Below are 18,180 nucleotides of genomic sequence, written 5' to 3'. Positions count from 1 at the left end.
GGCCGAGCACCGCGAACTGCTGGCCGACTACGAGGTCTGGCCCGGCCAGCCGATCCTGCAGACCACCCCGCAGCAGCGCTACGACATCGCCGAGCAGTGGACCGACGAGATGGCCGCGGTGCGCATGGCGTACATGGGCATCGAGGACGAGCTGGAGCCGAGGTGACCGGCCCGGCGACCAGTATCGCAGGGTCCAGCGATGAAGGGCTCGGCGGCATGGGGTCCGGCGGCACGCAGTTCAGCAACACAGGATTCAGCAACACGGGATTCAGCAACACGGGATTCAGCGACGCAGGCTCTGGCAGCACGGAGCTCAGCAACACGAGGTCCGGCAATGCGGGGTCCGGCAGCACAAGGTCCGATAACACAGGGTTCGATAACACAGAGCCCGGCGGCAGACGCCGCGCTGCGGTCGTCCCGGCCGCGGTGATCGCCGGACTCGGCGGCTGGCTGCCCGGCGTGGTCGTCACCAACGACCAGTTGGCCGCGCGGCTGGACACCTCGGACCAGTGGATCCGCCAGCGCACCGGGATCCGGGAGCGGCGGCACGCCGGGCCGGGCTGGTCGACCGGGATGCTCGCGGTCGAGGCGTCCCGGCTGGCGCTCAAGGCGGCCGACCGGACCGAGGTGGACGCGGTCGTGCTGGCCACCACCACCCCGGACCAACCCTGCCCGGCGACCGCGCCGTGGGTCGCCGCAGTGCTCGGGCTGTCCGGCGTCGCAGCGTTCGACATCGCGGCGGTGTGCACCGGGTTCCTCTACGGACTGGCCGCCGCCTCCGGGCTGATCGCGTCAGGGCACGCACGCAGCGTTCTGCTGATCGGCGCCGAGACGTACAGCAGCATCCTGGATCCCGGCGACCGCACCACGACCGCGATCTTCGGCGACGGAGCCGGGGCCGTGGTACTGCGTGCCGGCGACCCGGACGAGCCGGGGGCGGTGCGCCGCTGCCTGCTCGGCAGCGACGGCGAGCAAGCGCAGATGATCCAGGTTCCCGGCGGCGGCTCACGGCAGCGGCTCTCCGGCCGCGTCGCGCAGCCCGGTGACGAGTACTTCCAGATGCAGGGCCGGTACACCTACCGGCACGCGGTGGACCGGATGACCGAGAGCTCGCTGGCCGCGCTGCGGCAGGCCGGCTGGTCGATCGGGGACGTGGACCGGTTCGTCGCGCACCAGGCGAACGCCCGGATCACCGAAGCGGTCGGCGAGCGGCTCGGCCTCGCCGCCGACCGCACGCTGGCGAACATCGCGCGCGTCGGCAACACCGCCGCAGCCTCCATCCCGCTGCTGCTGGCCGAATCGGCGGCGGACGGGACGCTGCGCCCCGGGCACCGCACCCTGCTCGCCGCGTTCGGCGGCGGCCTGACCTGGGGCGCGACCACGCTCGTGTGGCCGGACGTATGCGCCTACGTCGGCACGGCCGACGCCCCCCGCGGAATCTCCCGGCCCCCGGCCGGCACTATCTAAGGACACGGATATGTACGACGAATTCAAGCAGCTGCTGGAGACCTCCTTCCGGGTCCAGCCCGGCCGGGTCAGCGCGCAGGCCACCCTCGAAGAGCTCGAACTGGACTCGCTGGACCTGGTCGAGCTGTCCCTGATGATCCAGGACCGGCTCGGCGCGCGGGTCAGCGACGACGAACTGGCGGACCTCAAGCAGGTCGGCGCGATCGTCGGGCTGATCCAGTCGCGCGCCGCCACGGTCTGACGGCCGACGGCCGACACGGCGATGATGAACCCTGCGACGGCCGGCGGCGGCAACGCGGTCGCGATCACCGGCCTCGGCCTGGTGACCCCGGCGGGCATCGGCGTCGAGCGGTCCTGGGAGCGGGTGCACGCCGGGCTCCCGGCCGCCGACACCGACCCGGTGCTCGCCGGGCACCCGGTCCGGATCTCCTGCCGGGTACCCGGTTTCGACGCCGAGGAACTGCTCGGCGGGCGCGCGGCCCGGCGGTTCGACCCCTTCGTGCAGTTCGCCGTGGTGGCGGCGCGCGAAGCGGTCGCGGACGCCGGGCTCGACCCGCTCGACTGGGACGGCGCCCGCGTCGGCGTGGTGCTGGGCTGCGCCGACGGCGGTCCGGGCACCGTCGAGACGCAGCACGACGTGCTGCGCGGCGGCGGTCCCGACCGGGTCTCCGCGCTGCTGCTGCCGATGCAGCTGCCGAACATGCTCGCCGGGCAGCTGTCCATCGAGTTCGGCGCCACCGGGCCGAGCCTGGTGGTGGCCACCGCCTGCGCCTCCGGCTCGACCGCCCTCGGCGCGGCGGCCGACCTGCTGCGGCTCGGCCGCTGCGACGTGGTGCTGACCGGCGGCAGCGAGGCGATGGTCACGCCGCTGGTGATGGCCGGCTTCGCCCGGATGGGCGCGATGTCGCGGCGCAACGACGATCCGAAGGGCGCGTCAAGGCCCTTCGACGCCGGGCGCGACGGCTTCGTCGCCGGGGAGGGCGCCGGGCTGCTGGTGCTGGAACGCGAGCGGGACGCGCGGGCGCGCGGGGCACGTATCAGGAGCCTGATCCTCGGACACGGCCAGTCCGCCGACGCGCACCACGTGACCGCGCCGGACCCGCGGGGCCGCGGCCTGGAGCAGGCGATCCGCGCCGCGCTCACGGACGCCGCGGTCGGCCCGGACGAGGTGGACCACGTCAACGCGCACGGCACCTCGACCCAGGCGAACGACCTGGTCGAAGCGCAGGTGCTGCGGCGAGTCCTCGGCCCACGGCCGGTGGTGACCTCGACCAAGGGCGTCACCGGGCACCTGTTCGGCGCGGCCGGAGCCGTCGAGGCCGTATTCACCGCGCTCACGCTCGAACAGGGGCTGATCCCGCCGACGGCCAACCTGGCCAACCCCGACCCGCGGATCGACCTGGACCTGGCGAGCGTGGCGACCCCGTCCGGGCCGAGGGTCGCGCTGAGCACCTCCGCGGGCTTCGGCGGCCAGAACGCGGCCCTGGTACTGGCAAAGGCTTGAGACATCACCGAGTTGACAAGGCAGGTGGAGATGACCGCACCGACCCTCGCCGGCACCAACGGCCACGCGCCCACAGCTCAGAGCTCGAACACCCGGGGCTCCCCGAATTCCCCGGGCTCCCGGGGCACCCGCGACGCGCGGGAGCGGATCGCAGGCCTCGTTGATCCGGGCTCCTTCGTGGAGTTCGGCAGCGAGGCCACGCACCGCGCCACCGCGTTCGGCATGGAGCGCAGGCGCCCGCCCGGCGACGCCGTCGTCACCGGCTGCGCCCGGATCGGCGAACGTCCCGTCGCGGTGTTCGCGCAGGATCCCACCAGCCTCGGCGGCTCGCTCGGCGAGACGCACGCCGCGAAGATCGAGCGGATGGCCGGCTGGGCGATCCGCGCGCGGACCCCGCTGGTGGGCCTGCTCGACTCCGGCGGCGCGCGCATCCAGGAGGGCGTGAGCGCGCTGGACGGCTACGGCCGCATCTTCCGCGCGAACGTCGCGCTCTCCGGCCGGATCCCGCAGCTGAGCGTGGTGCTCGGGGCCTGCGCCGGCGGCGCGGTGTACTCCCCCGCCCTCACCGACATCGTCATCATGGCACGGGACCGGGCCAGCATGTTCCTGACCGGGCCGAAGGTCGTCAAGGCGGTCACCCACGAGGACGTGACAGCAGACGAACTCGGCGGCGCCGATGTGCACTCCCGCCGCTCCGGTGTCGCGCACCTGGTGGCCGACGACGCGCCGCACGCGCTCGAACTGGCCCGCAGGGTCCTGAGCTACCTGCCCGGCTCGTGCTGGGAACCCGCGCCGCGGCGCGAGCCGGCCGAGCCGGGGCCGCTGCCGCGGATCCCCGAGAACCAGCGCCACGCCTACGACGTGCGCACGGTCATCAGGGGTCTGGCGGACGCCGGGGACTTCCTGGAACTGCACGAACGCTTCGCCCGCAACCTCGTCGTCGGCTTCGCGCGGATCGAGGGCGGACCGGTCGGCTTCGTGGCGAACCAGCCGCAGGCGCTGGCCGGGGTGCTCGACATCAACAGCGCGGAAAAGGGCGCCCGCTTCGTCCGGCTCTGCGACGCGTTCGGCATCCCGCTGGTCGCCCTGGTGGACACCCCCGGCTTCCTGCCGGGCACCGGGCAGGAGACCGGCGGGGTGATCCGCAAGGGCGCGAAGCTGCTCTACGCCTTCGCCGAGGCGAGCGTGCCGCGCGTCACCGTGGTGCTGCGCAAGGCCTTCGGCGGCGCGTACATCGTGATGAACTCCAAGTCGCTCGGCGCCGACGCCGTGGTCGCCTGGCCGAACTCGCAGCTGGCCGTGATGGGCGCGCAGGGCGCTGTCGACGTTATCTACCGCCGCGAGCTCGAAGCCGAACCCGGGCGCCGCGACGAACTGACCTCCCACTACGAGGCGGAGGCGATGGCCCCCGGGATCGCGGCCGCACGGCTGTCGGTCGACGAGGTCATCGAGCCCGAAGACACCCGCCGGTTCCTGGCCGAGACGCTGCGCGGCCTGGCCGGCGCCGACGTGCCGCGATTCCGGCACGACAACCTTCCGCAATGAGCGGCTCGGGACACGGGGACCGGGCTCGCGTGCCGACGGCCGTCGTCTGGCGGCGTTCGTCGGTCGCCGCAGGACCGCTGCGCCTCCCTCCTGCGCCCCGCCACGCTCGGCCCCGACCCGCGAGCCGGTCCGGCCCCCACGTCCCGAGCCGCCCAAGTCCCGAGCCACAGCCACCCGAGTCCCGGGCCTGATCCCGGGCGACGAATGAATGGAGCGCACCACATGGCGACCGCCACGCTCGACGCCCAGGACCAACGCCTGAGGCGCACACTGAGCACCCCCAAGATCGTCTTCCTGGTCATCGCCGCGGCCGCGCCACTGGCCGCGATGGTCGGCACGATCCCGCTGGCCTTCGCCATCGGCGACGGCCCCGGCGTGCCGGCGATGTTCGCCTTCGCCGGCCTCACCCTGCTGTGCTTCTCCGTCGGCTACGCCGCGATGAGCCGCCGGATCGTCAACGCAGGGGGCTTCTACTCGTACATCGGCGCCGGCCTCGGCCGGATCCCGGCGGTCGGCGGCGGCCTGGTCGCCGTGATCGCCTACAACACCGCGACGGTGGGCCTGGCCGGCGCGTTCGCGTACTTCGCCCAGCTGATCGCGGCGTCGCACGGCTGGAACATCCCGTGGGAGTGGTGGGGCGCCGGCGGCATTCTGCTGATGGCGGTCATGGGCTACCGGCAGATCGACCTGAGCGCCCGGGTGCTCTCGATCCTGATGACCGGCGAGGTGGGCATCCTCGCGGTGCTCGACGTCGCCATCCTGGCGCGCAAGCACGGCGCGACGTTCCCGGCCACCTCCTTCGCCCCGCACACCGTGTTCGCCGGCGGCATCGGCGTGTCGATGATGTTCGCGTTCATCTCGTTCATCGGCTTCGAGTCGGCGGCGCTCTACGGCGAGGAGTCGCGCGACCCGAAGCGCAGCGTGCCGCGGGCCACCTACTTCTCGGTGATCATCATCGCGGTCTTCTACGCCCTCACCAGCTGGGCCGCGGTCGGCGCGGTCGGCCCGAAGAACCTACAGAACGTGGCCAACCAGCAGCTGGGCAACCTGTTCTTCCAGCTCAGCGGCGACTACCTGAACCAGACCGCGACGACCGTCATGCAGGTCCTGCTGTGCACCAGCCTGTTCGCCGGAATGCTGGCGCTGCACAACGCCTCGAACCGGTACATGTTCGTGCTCGGACGCGACAGGGTGCTGCCCCGCTGGTTCGACGCGGTGCACGAGAAGCACGGCGCGCCGCACCGGGCCAGCCTCGTGCAGACCGGCATCACCGTGGTGCTGGTCGCCGCGTTCGCCGTGGCCGGCCTCGACCCGTACGTGAACCTGGCCACCGCCATGCTCGGCGTCGGCACCCTCGGCATCGTCGTGCTCCAGGCCTCGGCCGCGCTCTCGGTGTTCGGGTTCTACCGCCGCGACCCGCAGCGGCACTGGTGGCGCACCGGCCTGGCCCCGCTGCTGGGCGTCGCCGGGCTGATCACCTGCTCGGTGCTGCTGGTGCGCAACTTCCCGACCCTGACCGGGACCGGCAACCCGGTGGTCAACAACCTGCCGTGGCTGATCGCGGCCTGCGCCGTGGGCGGCGCGCTGTACGCCCTGTGGCTGCGGTCCGCGCGACCGGAGCGTTACGACGGTCTGGCGACCGTCGAGACCCGGTCGGCGCAGCGGGAGAAGCAGTTGGTCTCCTGACCCTGCCGCCGCCGCGCTCAACCGGATCAGGCAAACACTGAGCCGAGTCGACTTGGTCGACTCGGCTCAGTGTTGTTTCGGCGCACCGGATACCGGCGCTCTGTGTTAGCGCACTGTGTTAGCGCACTGCGATGGCGGGCCTGCGCACCGGAGCACCGGCCGCGTGACGGCGCTGGCCGCCGAGCGCCAGGACCGGGTCGTGCTCCAGGATGGCCCGCACGTACGCCTTGAGCCGTCCCGAGGGCTGCGTCTTGGTCTCCCCGGCCAGCCGGCTCCAGGTGCGGTGGTAGAGGTCCAGCGCGTCGGCCTGGCGCCCCGCGCGGTAGAGCGCGACCATCAGCTGCTCGCAGAACCGCTCCTGGAACGGCGACGGCGTGGCAACCAGGGCACTGAGTTCGGGCACGATCGCGCCGTGGTTCCCGCAGCCGAGTTCGGCCTCGAACAGCGCTTCGAGCGCCCGGTGCCGGCCCTGCTCGTAGCGCGCCGCCCCGGCCTGGCAGATGGCGCCGCCGACCACCCCGCCGAACACCGGCCCACGCCAGCGGCCCAGCACCCGCCGGGCCCGGCCGGTGACCTCGGCCGGCGGCAGCTGCGCCGCCGCGACGGGCAGCGCGGCCACCTCGGCGAGGAAGGCGCAGCCGTCCAACTCCTCGTCGCGCACCCGCAGCCGGTAGCCGGCCGGATGGGAGGTCAGCCTGCTGCCGGTGCCCTCGGGTTCCAGCTTGTCCAGCATCCGCCGCAGACGACTGATGTGCGCTTGCAGCGCGTTGGCCGGGTCGGCCGGATGCCCGCCTCCCCACAGCTCGTCGATGAGCGCTTCGGCGGGGACCTGGCGGCCCTCGCTGACCAGCAGACTGATCAGCAGCATCGCCTGCGAATGGCTGCGCACCGTGTGCGCCGCGCCTGCACTGCGCAGTTCCAGCGGTCCGAGGACGCAGAACTCGATCATCTGAACTCCTCCGTAGGTCCGTAGGTCGGCGGAAGCGTCCGTGCCGTCGTACGGCGTCGGCACGGACGGTGACAGCACGATCAATCACGGCGCGGCCGGTCAGCGGCATCGCCGCCGGGCGCCGACGGCCCTGCGGGCCGGTGGCTCAACTCCTCGGTACGCGGGCGCGCAGGTGGCGCAGTTGCGCGGTGTGCCCGGGTATCTGCTCGTGCGCGCGCAGGCCGATCAGATCCCGCCAGGCGATCCGGTCGGCGAAGACCTCGATCCCCCGCCGGTTCACCATCCGCACCGCCACCAGCCGGTCGGCGCGGCCCTCCGGGATCCGCGCCACCGCCTTCGTCAGCGCGGCGGCGTTGTGCGACACCAGCTCGACCAGCCCCGGCCAGCCGTGCAGGGAGATCACCGAGCCGAGCACGTCCGCGTTGACCGTCTTGCAGTTGTCGAACACGGCCGCTCGCCCCGCGGACATCTGCCCCGCGGTGTCGGCGAGCGCGGCGTCGGTCAGCGCGAGGTGCGCCAGGATCCAGTCCGCGACCGACAACTCCTCGCCGAAAACCGGATCCTCGCGCGGCAGTTCCCGCGCCGCGGCGATCAGAGACAGGTAGGCCCCGTGCAGCGGCGTGGTGTCCAACACCGGCTCCTCATGTGTTCGCCCCTCCGTGAGTCGCGACTTCGGCTACTGACACGGCCGGTCGCCGTGCGCCGCAGTGCGCGCACCGTTTCACCGAACACAGGAAGGCTCCCCGTCATGACCCGCGGAACAACGCCCGACGCGCCGCCGCGGACTGCGCAGTCCACGGTGCACGCCGCCCCGGCGGCTGTCCATTACCTCTCACGTAGCCGCCCGCTATGGACCATGCGTCATGGCGGTCTTTACCGGCTTTGATCAGTGATCGAAGTCAGTAATGATTCAGACGTCTGGCATACGGGGCAGGACCGCCGTCCCGCCCCGCCCCGCCGCCCGCGGGCGCCGGCTCGGCGGGCCGGGCCGATTGGCGCAGGTTCAGGCTCGGGTCGTGGTCGAGGATCGCCCGCTCGTACTGCCGCATCGTCGGCGAGGGTTCGAGACCGAGCTCCTCGGAGAGCCGGTGCCACAGCTCGCGGTAGACGCTCAGCGCGTCGGCCTGGCGGCCCGACCGGTAGAGCGCGACCATCAGCAGCTGGCGGAAGCGCTCCTGGAAGGTGTAGCGGGAGAGCAGTTCGCGCAGCTCGGGGATGACCCTGGCGTGGTTGCCGTCCCGCAGCTCCTGCTCATACAGCAGTTCGAGCGCGGCGACCCTGGACTCCTCGTAGCGGGCGGCGGCGGCCTGCCGCAGCGGGCCGCGCGGCAGGCTGCCGAAGGCCTGCCCGCGCCAGAGGCCGAGCAGGCAGCGCAGCCGGCGCACCGCGGCGGTCGCGTCGGCGTGCGCCCGGCCGCGAATGTCTTCGAGCCCTATGATGAAGCTCGCCGCGTCGAGCTCCCCGTCGCGCACCAGCAGCTGGTAGCCGGAGGCGTGGGTGACCAGCCGCGACTCGCCCGCGCCCGGCTCCAGCGCGCTCAGCCGACGTCGCAGACGGCTGATGTGCGCCTGGAGGGCGTTCTCCACCCGGCCGGGGTGGTCCTCGCCCCACAGCTCGACGATCAGCGCGTCGGTGGGCACCAGCTGTCGGGCACTGGCCAGCAGGGTGGTGAGCAGCGCGCTCTGTAGCGAGCCCTTGGGCCGCAGCACACGCGTCTCGGTGTTGATCTCCAGCGGACCGAGTATTCGGAAAGACAACACACGCACTCCATAACGTCTGGCCGGTCGGCGCCGGCGCCCCGTGCGGGAGAGCGCGGTGATCGGCGCGCCCGCCCACAGGCGCGAACTGGGCAGGTCGCCCCGTCGCGGCCGTGGTCGGCGCGCTGGTCCAGGCCGCGGCGCGGCGCAGGACCCGCGATCCCCGCTCAGTCCCATTCCCTCTTATAGAAGTGTTCTGATCTGATCTCCGGACAAGCGCGCAAAAGCACTTCGGCTTGAGGGGGCGTACGCCCCCGCGCATCTGAGATTGGGATTTCCTGGTCGGACTGTTCGGACGGTGGTGCACCCTTCGGGCATCCTAGCCAGATTCCAGCATCAGAGCGCTGACTGGTTTCTTACAGTCAGCTGACGCAATGACTTGCGATACGGGGTGCGTAGGCACACGTCACCGCACCCGGCGGGCGATCAGGCCGGTGTCAGTCCGCTATCAGCCTGGTCTGTTTGACTTCGTTTACGGGCCCTACGAAGCCTGCCGCTGCGTGTGCGCGACTTTCGCCGCGCGGCGAAATCCCGCCATTCGCCGGAGGCGAAGTTGACGACGACCGCCGTGCGCATCCTGCTCGACCTGCCGGGACCGGAGCGCCTTGAGCAGCTTGAGGCGATGGTGGCCGGCGAATTCCGCGCTGCGCTGCTGATGGAGCCCGACGAGCCGCTGGCCGTGGACGCGCCCTACTTCGAGCTCGGACTCACCTCGCTGCGCATCACCGAGGCCAAGAAGCGTCTGGAGCGGCTGCTCGGCGTCACGATCAGCTCGAACGTTCTGTTCAACCGGCCGACCGTGGCGCAGTTGACCGGCTACCTGGCGGACGAGGCGCTGCCCGAGCTGTTCGCGCGGCCGGGGGTCCCCGCCGTGCCGCAGCCCGCGGCCGGGCGGCGAGACGCGGCGGCCGAGCCGGACGAGCAGGCGCTGCTCGCCGCGCTGCTGCCGGAACTCAACCAGGCCTGAGCACCAGGAAGGAGCACCGCGATGTCGCAGGACACGGTTTCGCAGGGCGCTGTGGCGCAGAACACCGCGGCACAGGACGCCGTGACACAAGACTCTGTGACACAGAACACTGTGGCGCAGGACGGCCGGCTGCACGAGGCCGAGCAGACGGTCCGCCGACAGAACGCGACCATCAGAAGGCTGCTGCTGGAGAAGTACGAGCCGATCGCGGTGGTCGGCATCGGGCTGCGCTTCCCGGGCGGCAGCGGCGACCCGGACCAGTTCGCCGACTTCCTGCGCGAGGGCCGCTCCGGCATCCGGCCGGTGCCACAGGACCGCTGGGACGTGCCGGCCTTCACCGCCGGGCCGCACGACGAGGACGACCGCGGCAAGATCCGTACGCCGCTGGGCGGCTACCTGGACCGGGTGGACCTGTTCGACGCGCAGTTCTTCAACGTCTCGCCCAAGGAGGCGCAGTACACGGATCCGCAGCAGAGGCTGCTGCTGGAGACCTCCTGGGAGGCGTTGGAGCACGCGAACATCGACCCGACGCCGCTGCGCCGCGGCAGCGGCGGCGTGTACGTCGGCGCCAGCTCCATCGACTACGCCCTCGAACTCGACTCGCTGCCGTACCGGGAGCTCGACGGCCACCTGGCCGCCGGGATCACCTTCTTCCCGCTCTCCGGCCGTATCTCCTACTTCCTCGGCTGGCGCGGACCGTGCCTGACCGTGGACACCGCCTGCGCCTCCTCGCTGACCGCGCTGCACCAGGCGGTCACCGGGCTGCGCCGCGGCGAGTGCGACATCGCGCTGGCGGCGGGCGTGAACGCGCTGCACCATCCGCGGATCCCGGTGATCTTCTCCCAGGCGAACATGCTCGCGCCGGACGGGCAATGCAAGACCTTCGACGAATCAGCGGACGGATACGTACGCGCCGAGGGCTGCGCGGTGCTGGTGCTCAAGCGCCTCTCGGACGCGCAGCGCGACGGTGACACCGTCCACGCGGTGGTACGCGGCACCGCGGTCGGCCAGGACGGCGACAGCGCCGGGCTGACCGTGCCGAACGGCACCGCACAGACGGCCGTCATGCGCGCGGCGCTGGACGCCGCCGCCCTCAAAGCCTCGGACATCCAGTACGTCGAGGCGCACGGCACCGGCACGCCGCTGGGCGACCCGATCGAGATGGGCGCGATCAGCGACGTCTTCGAGCACTCACACACGAAGGACGCGCCGCTGGTCGTCGGCTCGGTCAAGACCAACCTCGGGCACATGGAGCCGGTCGCCGGCCTGGTCGGGATCATCAAAACCATCCTTCAGATGCGCGAGGACAGCGTCTTCCCGCACCTGAACTACACCACGCCGTCCTCGCGCATCCCATGGGACAGCTATCCGGTCGTGGTGCCCACCGGCTTGCGGCCGTGGACCGCGCCGGTGAAACGGGCACTGGTCAACAGCTTCGGCTTCGGCGGCACCATCGCCGCCGCGGTCATCGAGCAGCCGCCGAACGCCCCGGTGCCCGCCGGGCCATCCGGCGCGCGGCCGGACAATCTTCAGGCCCCTGACTCGACCTCGGTGTTCACGCTCTCCGCGAAGAACAAGCGCGCGCTGCGCGGCCAGATCGAGCGCTACCGCAACTATCTGACGCAGCGTCCGGACACACCGGTCGAGGAGCTCTGCCAGACCGCGAACACCGGCCGCGCGCACTTCAACCTGCGCGTCGCGGGTGTGGTGCGGGACCGCGAGGAACTGGCCGCGCTGCTCGACCGGCAGCTCGCAACCGTGGACGAGGTCGCCTCAGCCGAGCCGCGCAAGGTCGCGTTCCTGTTCACCGGGCAGGGATCGCAGTACCCGGGCATGGCCGCCAGCGCGTATCGCCGGTTCGCCACGGTGCGCGAGCACGTGGACGAGTGCGACCGGCTGTTCGCGCCGCTGCTCGGCCGGTCGATCGCGGGCATGCTGCTGGACGCCGGGCCGCACAGCCGGGACATCGACCAGACCAGGTTCACCCAGCCGGCGTTGTTCACCCTCGAATACGCACTCGCTCAGCTGTGGATCTCGTGGGGCGTGCGGCCCTCGGCGCTGATCGGCCACAGCATCGGCGAGGTGGTCGCCGCGACCGTGGCGGGCCTGTTCAGCCTGCCGGACGCGGTGAAGCTGGTGGCCGCGCGCGCCCGGCTGATGCAGTCGGTGTCCACGCCGGGCGGCATGGTCGCGGTCAACGCGCCGGCCGCGCAGATCAGCCCTCTGCTGGAGGGTCTGCCCACTCTCGCCATCGCCGCGATCAACTCGCCCGGCCAGTGCGTGATCTCCGGCGCGGACACCGAGCTCGCGCAGGTCCTGCCGGTGCTGGAGGAGCGGGGACTGCGCGCGAAGCGGCTGCCGGTCTCGCACGCCTTCCACTCGCCGCTGATGACAGAGGTCTTCGACGAGTTCCGCGCCGAGCTGGCCGGGATCCGCTTCGGCGAGCCGACGATCACGCTGGTCTCCAACCTCACCGGCAAGGTGGCCAGGCCCGCGCAGCTGGCGGATCCGGAGTACTGGATCCGGCACATCGGCGAGCCGGTGGACTTCGAGGCCGGAATGCGCGCGCTGGAGCGGCGCGGAAAGCACTTCTTCCTTGAAGTGGGCCCGTCCACGGCACTCAGCTCGCTGGCCAGGCAGTGCGTCAACGCCGCCGACCACCTGTGGGCGGCCAGCCTGACGCCGAAGGACCCCGAGGGAGTCACGATCCTGCGATCCCTCGCCCAGGGCTACGCCGCGGGCGTGCCGATCAACTGGTCCGGCGTACACCGCGGCCGTCCACGCGCGAAGACCGCGCTGCCGACCTACGCCTTCGACCGCAAACGCTACTGGCTGCCGCAGCCCGGCGGACGGCCCGGCGCGACGAGCGCCGCGACCGGTCCGGCCCGGCACCCGCTGCTCGGCGAGGAGATCACCGACGCGCGGCTGCGCGCCGAGGGCGGGCGCGAGTTCCGCGCCCGGATCAGCGCCGCGCAACCGGCGTACCTGACCGATCACCGCGTCAGCGGCCGACCGGTCTTCCCCGGAACCGGATACCTCGAAATCCTGCTCGCACTCCAGGACGCGCTGCACGGCCAAACCGGACACCCGATCCGCGACGTACGAATCAGGGAGGCGCTATTCCTCGGCGAGGACACGCTCACCGAGGTCTTCACGCGCACGCGCACCGAGGCGGACGGCACGACGAGCGTCGAGATCGTCAGCCGCGTCGCGGACAAGGCGGATAAGGACTCGGATAAGGCCGCCGACAACGCCGAAAGCGGAAGCCGCCTCATCGAGCGCGTACACGCGACCGCGGTCATCGACACCGCCACCACGCCGGCGGACCTGCTCACCGACGTCGGCCGCACGCTGCGGACGCTCGCCGACGAGGCGGGCGAACCGGATTCCTCGCTGAGTACCAACGAGATCTACGCCGAGTTCACCGCCGTGGGCATGGAATACGGGCCCGAATTCCAGCGGCTCGGCAGGGTGGGCCGGTACCGCGCGAACCTGGCGATCGGCGAGTTGCGCGGACTGGACACCGCGCTGGCCGAGTTCCTGCCCCCGGCGGTCGCGGACGCCGCGCTGCACCCGCTGGCGGCAGTGGTCGATGACGACGGCGACAACTACCTGCCGGTGCGTTTCGGCTGGTTCCGGCTGCACCGCAAGCCGAAGTCCGACACGCTGCGCTCGATACTACGGCTCGCCGCGCCCGACCCGCGCGACCAAGACGCCGGCGAGGTGGACCTGCGCGCCGACCTGGTGCTGCTGGACGGCGAGCGTCCGGTCTTCGAGCTGCGCGGCCTCGGCCTCAAGCGGGTCGCCGACGGCTCGCGGCGCGCCTTCTTCCACCGGCAGCGCTGGCTGAAGCGCTCGCTGCCCGCGCAGCAGGCCCGACGCGAACGGCACGTGCTGATACTCGGCCGCACCGCGGACGAACTGGCCGCGCTGGCCGCCCACGCGCCCGAGGCTCGCACCGAGCTGCTGTTCGCCGCAGACCTCGAACACGCCGGGCGGCTGCTGCGGGAGCGGCAGATCACCGACGTGGCCTGGTTCTGGCGCGGCGCCGGCGACCCGGCGGACGTGGCCGCGCTGCGCGCGGACTGCGAGACGAACTACCGCGACCTGCTGGCGACGCTGCGCGTGCTGGATGAATCAGGCTTCGGACACGACCAGCGGCTGTGGCTGCTGACCGAACGGGCCCAGTGGCTGCCCGGGGACCTGCCGGACCGCGGCGAGGACCTGGCCGCCGCGACCGTCTGGGGCTTCGGCCACGTGCTGCTCAACGAGTACCCGTCGTACCGGGCCACCATGGTGGACCTGCCCGGCGCTCTGACCGGTGAGGCCGGCGGGGACGCGATCGGGCCGCTGCTCGACGAGTGGCAGGGACGCGACTCCGCGGAGTTCCAGGTCGCCTTCCGCAAGGGTCTGCGACACGTGCGCCGACTGCTGCCCTACGACCCGGCCGCGGTCCAGCAGGACGCGAACGCGGGGCTGCGGATCCGCGAGTACGGCCAGTTCTCCGGGATCGAACTCGCCCCGGCCGAGGACCGCGCGCCCCAAGGCGATGGGCCGCAGGGGGACGAGATCCAGGTGAGGGTCGAGGCCGCCGGCCTGAACTTCAAGGACGTGCTGAACGCGCTCGGCATGATGAAGCAGGCGGCGCAGGAGGCCGGCGTGCCCTACGAGCCGCAGCCGCTCGGCTTCGAGTGCGCCGGAACCGTGATCGCGGCCGGTCCGCGGGCCGAGTTCGCGCCGGGTGACGACGTCGTCGTCAACGCGCTCGACGTGATGAAACGCCGCATCACCGTGCCCTCGGCGGCGGCCGCGCGCAAACCGGCCGGGATCGGCTTCGCCGAGGCGGCAGGGCTCGGCTCGGCCTACGTCACCGCGTACTACGCGCTGCACACCCTCGCTCGCATCCAGCCCGGCGACAGGATCCTGATCCACGCCGCGGCCGGTGGCGTGGGCCAGGCCGCGGTGCAGCTGGCGAAACTGGCCGGGGCACGGGTCTACGCCACCGCCAGCCCGCACAAGTGGCCGCTGCTGCACGCGCAGGGCGTGCGGCACGTGATGAACTCGCGCACCCTCGACTTCGCCGACCAGATCAGTGAGCTGACCGGCGGCGAGGGCGTCGACATCGTGCTCAACAGCCTGAACAAGGACTACATCGCGGCCGGCCTGCGCTGCCTGGCCCGCGGCGGCCGGTTCGTCGAGCTGGGCAAGGTCGGCGTCTGGTCACCGGAGCGGGTGCAGGCCGTGCGGCCGGACGTGGCGTACCACAACTTCGACCTCAGCGAACTGCCCGAGCAGCGGGCCGCCGCGCTGAACAAGGAGATCCTGCGCACGGTCGCGGACCGGATCGCGGCCGGCGACCTCGCGCCGCTGCCGACCACCGTGTACACCCTCGACGAGATCGAGGAGGCGTTCGGCGTGCTGAGCCGCGGTGCCAACCTCGGCAAGCTCGTGTTTGACTTCGCCGACCGCGGCGACCAGCCGCAGAGCACTGACGCGGCGCCGACGGTGCGCGCCGACCGGACGTACCTGATCACCGGCGGTCTCGGCGCCTTCGGCCTGATGACCGCGCACAAGCTGGTCGATCTCGGGGCGCGGCACCTTGTCCTGCTCAGCCGCGGCGGACAGCCTGCCGACGACGCGCGCCACCTCCACGAGCGGTTGCTGCGCCGCGCCGCGGTGACGGTGTACCGCGGCGATATCGGCGACCCTGGCGACATGGCCCGGATCGCCGAGCAACTGGCGCAGGCGCCGCATCCGGTCGGCGGCATCGTGCACGCCGCCGGGGCGCTGGCCGACGCGCCGATCTCGGCGCAGAGCTGGGAGAGCATCAATGGCCTGTTCCAGGCGAAGGTGTACGGCAGCTGGCTGCTGGACCGGATGGCCGACGGCTTCCCACAGCTCGACTTCTTCCTCGCGCACTCCTCCGCGGCGGCGGTGGTGGGCGGCGCGAGCCAGTCGAACTACGCGGCGGCCAACGCCTACCTGGACGCCGTGCTCCAGCGCCGGATCCGCCGCGGCCGGCACGCGCTGAGCTTCAACTGGGGCGCGCTCTCCCAGGCGGGCATGTCGGCGCGGCTCAGCGACCGGCACATCAAAGCCCTGGAACACGAGGGCATCCGCTACTTCTCCCCCAACCGGGCGATGCGCGCCCTGGCGCGCGCCTTCGACGGACCGCCCGCGCAGCTGGTGGCCGGCGAATGCGACTGGGACCGGTTCACCGCCGCCAAGCCGGTGGCCAACGCGCTGTACAGGGAACTGGTGCGCGGCGGCGGCGCGGGCGACGAGGGCATCGACCCGGCGCGGCTGCTTGAGCAGAGCAAGGAGGAGCGCATCGAGGCGATCGAGCGCTTCGTACGCGCCAAGGTGGCCTCGGTGCTGCATCTGGACGACATCGACGACGTCAATCCGGGCGCCGAGTTCGTGCAGCTGGGCCTGGACTCGCTGGTGGCGGTGGAGCTGAAGAACGGGCTCGAAGCCACGTTCCGCGTCCCGCTGCCCACCTCGCTCGCGTTCGACTATCCCTCGGCCCGGGTGCTCACCGCCTTCCTGGACAGCAAGCTGACCAGCGCAGCGTGAGCCGAACTCAGTGCCCTAAGACCAACCCGATGCCCTGAACGACAGCGCCCTGAACAACGCCCTGAACAACCGCCACGTCCAGAACCACAGCTACGGATTGGAACGGAGGTCCCTCGTGGACGCGTCGAAGCCCAGGACCCTGGACGCCTCCTCGCTCCGGCACGCCGCACAGCGGCCGGACAAGCCGGCGATCCTGTGCCAGGACCGGAGGATCAGTTATCTGAGCCTGCACTGGGAGAGCAACCGGGCCGCGTACGCGCTGCTGCACGGCGGCGCGCGGCCCGGCGACCGGATCGCGTACCTCGGCCGCGAATCCGAGCTCTTCTACGAGCTGGCGCTGGCCTGCGCGAAGGCGGGCACGGTGTTCGTCCCGGTCAACTGGCGGCTGACCGCCCCGGAGGTGGACCACATCCTGCGCGACTCGGGAGCGCTGGTCCTGTTCGTCGAACGCGAATACCTGGCGAAGGCCGAGGCGCTGCGCACGGACCTGCCGTCGCTGCGCACGGTGGTCGAGCTCGACGGACCGGCCGGGCACGACGAGGGCTTCCGGCGCTGGAAGGACGCCGCCGGCCCGGACGCGGCCGGCGACATGCAGCCCATCGCAGGCCCCGACGATCCCGTGCTACAGATCTACACCAGCGGCACCACCGGCTTCCCGAAGGGCGTCGTGCTGGCGCACCGCAGCTTCTACACGCTCCCGGAGGCGACCGGCGAACAGGGCGCGCAGTGGATCGACTGGCGCGAGGACGACGTGAGCATGATCTCCCTGCCCGGCTTCGGAATCGCCGGGATGGGCTGGTTCATGCACGGCTTCGCGGCCGGCGCCACCAACGTGGTCATGCGCATGTACGTACCCGAAGAAGCGGTGCGGCTGATCCGGGACGAGTCCGTCACGACCACCTTTGTGGCACCGGCGATGCTGCGGATGATGCTCGACGAGCCGGGCGTGGCGCCGCAGACCTTCAAGTCCCTGCGCAAGGTGGCGTACGGCGCCGCGCCGATCACCACCGAGCTGCTCCAGGAGTCGCTGAAGGTGTTCGGCTGCGACTTCGCGCAGATATATGCGAGCACGGAGACCGGGAGCGTCGCCGTCTGCCTCTCGCCGTCGCTGCACATCCCGGGCAGCCCGCTGCTCGCCTCGGCCGGCCGGGCCTGCCCCGGAAACGCGGTGAAAATCATCGACACGGACGGCAACACGCTGCCCCCCGGCGAGATCGGCCAGGTGTGTGTGAAGACCCCGGCGCACATGGTCGAGTACTGGAACCACCCCGAGGCGACCGCGAAGACGCTCGTCGACGGCTGGCTGCGGATGAGCGACGCCGGACATCTCGACGAGAACGGCTTCCTCTTCCTCGGCGATCGAATCAACGACACGATCATCGCCGCCGGGCAGAACATCTACCCGGCCGAGGTCGAGAAGGCGATCGGCGCGCATCCGGCCGTGGCCGACGTGGCCGTCGTCGGCGCGCCCGACGCGCTGTGGGGCGACGCAGTGCAGGCCTTCGTCGTGCTCAAGCCGGGCGGCAACGCCTCACCGCGCGAGCTCGGCCGGTTCCTGCACGACCGAATCGCCGACTACAAGGTGCCGAGCCGCTGGGAGTTCGTCGACGCCATCCCGCGCAACCCCGGCGGCAAGATCCTGCGCCGCGTGCTGCGCGAGCAGGCGAAGTCCGCAGCCGAGAGGCGCAACCCATGAACACTGAGCATCTGAACGCCGAGCCTCTGAACA

The 18,180-nt window shown here is 71.7% G+C and carries 11 protein-coding genes; 8 read left to right on the top strand and 3 right to left on the bottom strand.

The annotated features are described in order from the left end of the window. Positions 1-162 precede the first annotated feature (162 nt). The 5 genes from VGS97_RS27690 (at position 163) to VGS97_RS27670 (ending at position 6,202) form a co-directional block, all read left to right on the top strand. Positions 163-1,467, top strand: coding sequence for a beta-ketoacyl-ACP synthase 3 (locus VGS97_RS27690; RefSeq protein ID WP_326856615.1), 1,305 nt, complete (start codon positions 163-165; stop codon positions 1,465-1,467). Positions 1,468-1,477: 10 nt separating this feature from the next. Then, the gene (locus tag VGS97_RS27685) at positions 1,478-1,708 is read left to right on the top strand and encodes an acyl carrier protein (protein ID WP_326856614.1); all 231 of its coding nucleotides are present in this window, start codon (positions 1,478-1,480) and stop codon (positions 1,706-1,708) included. Between the two features lie 24 nt (positions 1,709-1,732). Next, the gene (locus VGS97_RS27680) at positions 1,733-2,971 is read left to right on the top strand and encodes a beta-ketoacyl-[acyl-carrier-protein] synthase family protein (RefSeq protein WP_326856613.1); all 1,239 of its coding nucleotides are present in this window, start codon (positions 1,733-1,735) and stop codon (positions 2,969-2,971) included. A gap of 30 nt (positions 2,972-3,001) precedes the next feature. Then, positions 3,002-4,516, top strand: a complete 1,515-nt coding sequence (locus tag VGS97_RS27675; RefSeq protein WP_326856612.1) for an acyl-CoA carboxylase subunit beta — start codon at positions 3,002-3,004, stop codon at positions 4,514-4,516. Positions 4,517-4,738: 222 nt separating this feature from the next. Next, positions 4,739-6,202, top strand: a complete 1,464-nt coding sequence (locus VGS97_RS27670) for an APC family permease (protein ID WP_326856611.1) — start codon at positions 4,739-4,741, stop codon at positions 6,200-6,202. Between the two features lie 118 nt (positions 6,203-6,320). Here VGS97_RS27670 and VGS97_RS27665 read toward each other — a convergent pair whose 3' ends face one another. The 3 genes from VGS97_RS27665 to VGS97_RS27655 all read right to left on the bottom strand — a co-directional run bounded on the left by VGS97_RS27665 (position 6,321) and on the right by VGS97_RS27655 (position 8,911). Further along, positions 6,321-7,151, bottom strand: a complete 831-nt coding sequence (locus VGS97_RS27665; protein WP_326856610.1) for an AfsR/SARP family transcriptional regulator — start codon at positions 7,149-7,151, stop codon at positions 6,321-6,323. Between the two features lie 145 nt (positions 7,152-7,296). Beyond that, the gene (locus tag VGS97_RS27660; protein WP_326856609.1) at positions 7,297-7,782 is read right to left on the bottom strand and encodes a hypothetical protein; all 486 of its coding nucleotides are present in this window, start codon (positions 7,780-7,782) and stop codon (positions 7,297-7,299) included. Positions 7,783-8,050: 268 nt separating this feature from the next. Next, positions 8,051-8,911 carry an AfsR/SARP family transcriptional regulator gene (locus VGS97_RS27655; RefSeq protein WP_326856608.1) on the bottom strand — a complete coding sequence of 287 codons (861 nt, stop codon included), beginning with the start codon at positions 8,909-8,911 and terminating at the stop codon, positions 8,051-8,053. Between the two features lie 550 nt (positions 8,912-9,461). Here VGS97_RS27655 and VGS97_RS27650 point away from each other — a divergent pair. The 3 genes from VGS97_RS27650 (at position 9,462) to VGS97_RS27640 (ending at position 18,147) form a co-directional block, all read left to right on the top strand. Continuing rightward, positions 9,462-9,875 carry an acyl carrier protein gene (locus VGS97_RS27650; protein ID WP_326856607.1) on the top strand — a complete coding sequence of 138 codons (414 nt, stop codon included), beginning with the start codon at positions 9,462-9,464 and terminating at the stop codon, positions 9,873-9,875. Positions 9,876-9,956: 81 nt separating this feature from the next. Then, complete coding sequence (locus VGS97_RS27645; RefSeq protein ID WP_414641856.1) at positions 9,957-16,451, top strand: type I polyketide synthase; 6,495 nt, start codon at positions 9,957-9,959, stop codon at positions 16,449-16,451. A gap of 115 nt (positions 16,452-16,566) precedes the next feature. Further along, complete coding sequence (locus tag VGS97_RS27640; RefSeq protein ID WP_326856605.1) at positions 16,567-18,147, top strand: long-chain-fatty-acid--CoA ligase; 1,581 nt, start codon at positions 16,567-16,569, stop codon at positions 18,145-18,147. The last annotated feature ends 33 nt before the right edge of the window (positions 18,148-18,180 follow it).

Origin of the sequence: Actinocrinis sp., assembly GCF_035946395.1 — a bacterium.
Classification (GTDB): domain Bacteria; phylum Actinomycetota; class Actinomycetes; order Streptomycetales; family Catenulisporaceae; genus Actinocrinis.
Note: the sequence above shows the minus strand (reverse complement) of the source record. Positions and strands in the feature narration are given on the sequence as shown.